At 59.5% G+C, this 6,138-nt stretch carries 5 protein-coding genes; 2 read left to right on the forward strand and 3 right to left on the reverse strand.

All coding sequences use genetic code 11. From position 1 onward, the window contains the following. Window positions 1-14: 14 nt before the first annotated feature. Genes ACODSO_RS27030 through ACODSO_RS27040 form a run of 3 tightly spaced genes read right to left on the reverse strand, consistent with a single transcriptional unit; the run spans window position 15 to window position 3,495 of the window. A complete protein-coding gene (locus ACODSO_RS27030; protein WP_489039756.1) occupies window positions 15-893 on the reverse strand; it encodes an SMP-30/gluconolactonase/LRE family protein in 879 nt (292 codons plus the stop codon). Continuing rightward, window positions 890-2,134 (reverse strand): MFS transporter, encoded by a 1,245-nt coding sequence (locus ACODSO_RS27035; RefSeq protein ID WP_489039758.1) that lies wholly within the window; start codon window positions 2,132-2,134, stop codon window positions 890-892. Before ACODSO_RS27035 ends, ACODSO_RS27030 begins: the two co-directional genes overlap by 4 nt. Window positions 2,135-2,142: 8 nt before the next feature. Then, window positions 2,143-3,495: an MFS transporter gene (locus ACODSO_RS27040; RefSeq protein WP_489039760.1), complete on the reverse strand. Its 1,353-nt coding sequence runs from the start codon at window positions 3,493-3,495 to the stop codon at window positions 2,143-2,145. A gap of 298 nt (window positions 3,496-3,793) precedes the next feature. On the opposite strand from ACODSO_RS27040, the gene ACODSO_RS27045 reads away from it, so the two are divergent. Then, entirely contained in the window at window positions 3,794-5,437 is a 1,644-nt protein-coding gene (locus ACODSO_RS27045; protein ID WP_489039762.1) for a class I adenylate-forming enzyme family protein, read from the forward strand. A gap of 68 nt (window positions 5,438-5,505) precedes the next feature. After that, window positions 5,506-6,123 carry an alcohol dehydrogenase catalytic domain-containing protein gene (locus ACODSO_RS27050; RefSeq protein WP_489039764.1) on the forward strand — a complete coding sequence of 206 codons (618 nt, stop codon included), beginning with the start codon at window positions 5,506-5,508 and terminating at the stop codon, window positions 6,121-6,123. The last annotated feature ends 15 nt before the right edge of the window (window positions 6,124-6,138 follow it).

Raw genomic sequence — 6,138 nt, forward strand, 5'->3', positions numbered from 1 at the left:
ATATGAACTGATATCTATTGGGGCGGCCCGATTACAGTCGCTTCGATACGCGACTGCATCAGTTTCAGACATTCCTCGGAGTCGAGGGACGGCGAGCTGCAGAGGAACAGATCACGTTCGCTCGGCCCGCCCACCGCGCATGCGAGACAGAGCTGTGGTGTAGGGATTCGGTCCAGCATCGTGCCGTCGGAGGTCACACGCTGGGCTGCTCGGCCGAATACATCGGATGACCAAATGCAGCCCCACGGGTCTATCGCGATGCCGTCCGGAGCGAATCCGAGCGGGATACGCGAGCGATTCGACAACATGCCGTCCGGATCGAGGTCGAAACGGCTCAGACAAGCCCCGAAAGATTCAGCAACGAACAGTTGTCGTGTGTTCTCATCGATGACGATGCCATTTGCGAAGGCCAGCCCAGCTGTCACCTCGCGGTACCTTCCGTCTGGCTCGACCATGAAGATCCGACTCAGCGATGGGCATTCGAAGCTGCCATTCATGACTCGCTCGATGTCATCGGGTCCGGCAAGGTACTCATGCGGATCGAAACCGGTCTCTCCGACGTAACACCTACCTGCTGCGTCCACTGCAAGGTCGTTCAGCGTTGTTGCAACGTCCTCCGACAGATCCGCATGGACAACCCATCCGAGGTCGTCTTGCCGCAGAATCCGCCGCTCTTCCATGATCACAACAAGCAAACGCCCGTCCGGAAGCCATCCAATTCCGCCGGGCGAACCTGGCACCTCGAGTACCGTACGACTGTCGTTCTCGATGTCGGCGCACACCACCTGATTGAGGTGCATGTCCACGAACCACAGTCGGTTGTCGTGCCACCGCGGGCACTCGGTGAATGCGAATCCGCCTACGACAGACGCCGACGATATCGAATCTTTCATTGGTCTACGCTCCTGATCTCGGTTGTGGTCGTTGGTTCAGCCGGATTCGGCTCGGTCGTCGATTGTTTGCGGCGACTCAGTATCGCGGTGAGTGCAGCGCCCACTATCCCGAAAGCTGCGAATACGAAGAAGCTGGTGGACACCTCGCTACCGCTGGCGATCAGAAACCCGATCAGAGTCGGCCCGCCTAGCGCACCCACTCTGCCTGCGACCGAGATCCACGACAGGGCAGCCACGCGTGTGGCTCGGGGATAGTCTGTTGCGACGAACCCTGGCAGCAGTAGCTGAGCACCGAGTGTGCCTGCTCCCGCGATGAATACCAAGCAATAGACGACGAGTAGAGGCAGTGGCAATGACAAAGCCATGATGCTGACCGACGCTGACAGAAAGACGCACAGAATCACCACGCCTGGTCCCGAGATGTCTGCGCGTTTGGCGAGAATCGGGGGAACGACGGCCGCACCGAGGTTGAGGGCTATGAGGAAGGTCAGTGACGAGCCGAGCTCATATCCATTCTCACGCATGAGTTGTGGGAGCCAGGTGTTCAGTCCGTAGGTGAGGATCAATCCGGATGCGCTGAGTGCACCGAAAAGCGCCGTCCGCATGCGGACCTGACTCGAGAACAACCTGACAGCCGGGTTGGGGCCGGGCGTCTTGAACTCGGCACCGACAGCATGATTCTCGATCATTGTGGGGAGGCGCGCAATCATGAGGGGAACGATCGTGATCAGGGGGAGTGCACCGAGGGCGAACAGGAATCGAGCGCCGAGCGGCTCCAAAGTGAAATACCCTGTCACTGCAGCGACGACACCACCGATTGGATAGCCTGACCACGCGATGGCACTGTAGCGGTTTCCCTTACCTGCGGGCGCGCATTGCACCGCCAGGGCCGCAACCAATGGGACGAAGGTACCGACGCCGAGTCCGACCATGAATCGAGCACCACCGAGGAACGAAGCTGTCGGCGCAGCGGATGATGCCAGCATCCAGACTGAGAACCATGCACACGATGCGATCGTCAATCGCCGGCGGCCGACGATGTCGGCCAGGGTGCCAGCTATGACCGACCCGATCAGCATACCGATCACGGTTGCCGTGCCGATCAGGCCGGCTTGTGTCGGGCCGATGTTCCACTCGTCCGACGAGATCAACTGCGGCAGAACCGTTCCGTACACAACAAGGTCGTAACCTTCGAATGCGAGACCGAGAAAGCATATGGCCAGAGTTGCCATTCGCTGCATCTGCGCGCTCATAGAATGCGGCCACGAGCCGACTCGTCCTTGACCTTCTGCGTCACGACACTCGACTCGTCGAGGTGTGATGGCCGCCCCCCCAGTATCCAGGCGCAACCGAGTGCTATCACCGACAGCAGGGCTATGTACCAGGCGACCGAGTTGTTCGAACCGGTGATTCCAAGTAGATACTGCGCGACAAATGGTGCGGTGCCGGCGATGGCGGCAGCCGGTATTGCCTGCGACAAGGCGGTTCCCGTGTACCGCGACAAAGCAGGGAACTGACCCGCATAGAGGGCAAACTGAGGTGCATTGACGGGTGCCATGGTGAAGCACAGGTAGATCGACATCGCGATCAACACACCGGCCGGACCTGCGTCGAACAACAGAAAGAACGGGAAGGCGAAGAGGATCGAGAAGGAAAGACCGAATAGAAGTACTGTGCGCGCGCTGGTGCGGTCTGCCAGCCATCCCGCGATCGGTACGGCGATGGTGTACAACACTGCCGAAAATATCAGGGCATTGAGTATCGAGTTCCGGTCGTACCCGAGTTCGCCTGTCGCATACCCAACGCTGTAGGTGAACACTGTGTAATACACAACGCCTCCAGCCCCAGTGATACCGGTCGCCAGCAAGATGGGCTGCCAGTATCGGGTGAACGTCTGGCTGAGACTCAGCCGGGACTGATTCGCATCCCCAGTGGTCGAGGCGACGAACTGCGGACTGTCATTGATCGATCTCCGCAGCCAGAATGTCAAACCGAACAGAACCGCGCTGAGCAGGAACGGTATGCGCCAGCCCCATTCCAGGAAGCCGTCACCGGATACGTGCGAGAAGAAGGACGTGGCGATGGAGGAGAGGATGAGACCCAGTGCGCCCATGTGGACGATACTTCCCATCAAATTCCGTCTCGGCTTCTCCGAGTGCTCTACGAGAAGCAGTGCGACGCCGGCGACCTCGCCACCGAGCGCGAATCCTTGAATGAAACGCAAGGTGACCAACAGAACTGGGGCGGCGATGCCGATGCTGTCGTAACTCGGTATCAGTCCGATACCGACCGTGGCTCCGCCCATGAGCACAAGAGTGATCATCACTGTGCGCTTGCGGCCTATGCGATCACCGACTCGGCCGAGCACGACGCTGCCGACAGGTCGCGCTACGAAGCCGACGGCGAACGTCGCGAAGGCTGCCAGGGTGCCTGTAGCTGGGCTGTAGGTGGGAAAGAAGATCTTGTTGAAGACGAGGGCGGCCATCGTTCCGTAGAGCATGAAGTCGTAGAACTCGATCGTGCTCGTGGACAACCCGGCGACGACAAGGCGCCGTCGCTCGACTGCTGTCGATACGGGGTGATGCAAGGGCTGTGATGCCATGAGGTCCCCTTGGGAGGATTGGTCGTGGAGCTCACCATTCAGGTTGACGGATAGGCGAGGCATGGGCGACTGAAGATGAGTTATATTCTATATTGTTACCTGGGTCACTATCAATGTCAAGAGCTGGTCAGGCTCATTTTCAGTTGTAAAGAAGCGGTTCTCGCCGAAAGATGTGTCATTATTGTATAGAATCTAAAGATGCACGAGCCCCTGTTGAAGACAGGCGAAATCAGATGAACACAACGTACGACGCCGTCCGGCGTGACCACCGGCACGACTGCCCAGAAGGGATGACGCAGTGAATTCCAACGACATCAGGGAGGTGCCGACCCCCTACGAGCTTGCAAAGTCGGCAACACTTCCTGCGCTACTCGACGCCTATGCGGAGGCGTATCCCGACCGCGCTCTCTTGGTGACCGAGGATCGAACGATGACGGCGGCCGAGTTCGCCGATAGTGTCCGCGTCCTTGCGGCCTCGTTCGAGACCCTCGGACTCGATCGAGGCTCAGCTGTCGGAATTCTGATGCCCAACGGCTGGAGAATGACGGTGACCATGTTGGCGTTGAACTACGCAGGACTCGTCGCCGCGCCGCTCAACACGTGGTACAGAACGGCCGAGCTGATCACTGCGCGCCGGAAGGCGAAGCTGACAGCGATTGTGGCGACGCCCAGCTTCTACGGAACTGACTACCGATCCATCCTGGGCGAGGCGAACCTGCTCCAGACCGACGACGCGGCAGGATGGCTCGGTACCTACTTCTGGACGCAGGGCGATCTACCCGAAGGTCTCGAACGTCGCAAGGCGCTGACGCCGGCACACTCCGAACTGGTCTCTCCCGGCGATGTCTCGATGCACGTATTCACCAGCGGGAGCAGTGCTGAGCCCAAGGTAGTTGTCGTCAAGCATGACGGTCTGGTGGCGAACCCGTACGAGATGGGCCGTAGGTGGGCGTTGACAACTTCGGACAGGATCTGGTTTGCCGCGCCGATGTTCTTTGGATTCGGGTGTGTCAATGCCCTTCCAGTAGCACTGACGCACGGGGTGTCTCTCTGCCTGGAAGAACGTTTCGACGCTATGACTTCAGCTCGGTTCATCGAGAAGCACGAATGTACCGTGTATTACGGTCTCGGGCCCATGACCAGGGCACTCGTCGCAATCGACGCCCAAGAAAAGTTCGACCTCTCCAGCTTGCGCACCGGTCCTGTCGGGTTCAGCGCCGAAGACAAGCGCCTTGCCGTCGAAGTACTCGGCGTTGTCGGCGCTTCGAGCGTTTACGGATTGACGGAATCGTATGGTAACTGCAACGTCACCGAGCCTGGGGATCCGCTGGATGTAGTTCTCGAAACCCAGGGAACGGTGAACACCACTCACCGGATCCGGTGCATCGATCCGGTCTCAGGTGCTGAGATTTCACCGGGAGATGCGGCCGCGCTGGGAGAGATTCAGCTGTCAGGATGTGTCACGCCGGGTTACCTGGACGATGACGCGGCAAACGCGGCCTCGTTCACGCCCGATGGGTGGTTCAGAACCGGTGACCTTGGATGGATCGACACCGAAGGACGATTGCACTTCGCTGGCAGGCTGAAAGAGGTCCTCAAAATCAACGGAATCACGATCTCACCAGCCGAGGTGGAGGGGTACGTCGAAAGTCATCCGTGGGTGGACGAAGCTTACGCTTTCGGGTGGTCGCTCGGGTCTGCCAGCGAAGAAACCCTTTGCTGCGCAGTGGTTGTGGGTAAAGCCGCGCCACTGGACGCAGAAAGCGCCACGGCACAGTTGCGCGTCTGGTTGCGGGAACGCGTGTCCTCGTACAAGGTCCCGGGACTCTTCGTGGTGATCGAACCAGGTGAGGTGCCCCTGACTGCGACCGGCAAGGTAAGCAAACGGCTGATCGGAGAACGCTATGTCGATGTTGGGCAGACCGTCGAACACGTTCGATAACTGCAATCGTCACGCCTCGAGGTCGACGCGCCGAGAGATGAAGCCCGAGATATGAAGAAGGAGGGATCATGCACGCAGTAGTGATGAGCGGCAACGGTGGACCCGAAGTGCTCGAATATCGGACTGTTCCAGACCCCGCCCCGTCCTCAACGCAGGTGGTGGTACGTGTGGACGCCTGCGGGGTGTGCGGTCATGACGTAGCCGATCGATCTGGGCTGACTCGGATCAGCAGCAATGTGGTACTCGGGCACGAGATCGCAGGCGAAGTGGTGGCAACCGGCTCATCGGTTCGTCGCGTTTCTGTGGGCGATTTCGTGGCGAGTAAACAGCATCACACATGTCACCTCTGTGCTCAGTGCACGTCAGGAGACGAACTTGGATGCAGCAACGCTGAGTTCGTGTACGGGGGATACGCTGAATACGTTGCACTCGAACAAGATACGATCCTGCCAGTTCCCGACGGCGTCGAAATGACAGCGGCAGCTGTCGCCGCGTGCGCGGTGGGTAGCTGCCTGCAGGCACTGGCCGATGTCGCCCGGGTACGCCCAGGCGAAACCGTCGTCATCACCGGGGCGGGAGGTGGACTCGGTCTACATGCCATGCAGATCGCCGGGCACCTCGGTGCCCGGGTTATCGGGGTGACCTCATTGGTTGGGTCCCCAGGTAGAAGTCCAGTGTCTGTGTGAGTTTCGTGTCCGAGA

The organism is Rhodococcus sp. FG69, assembly GCF_057808915.1.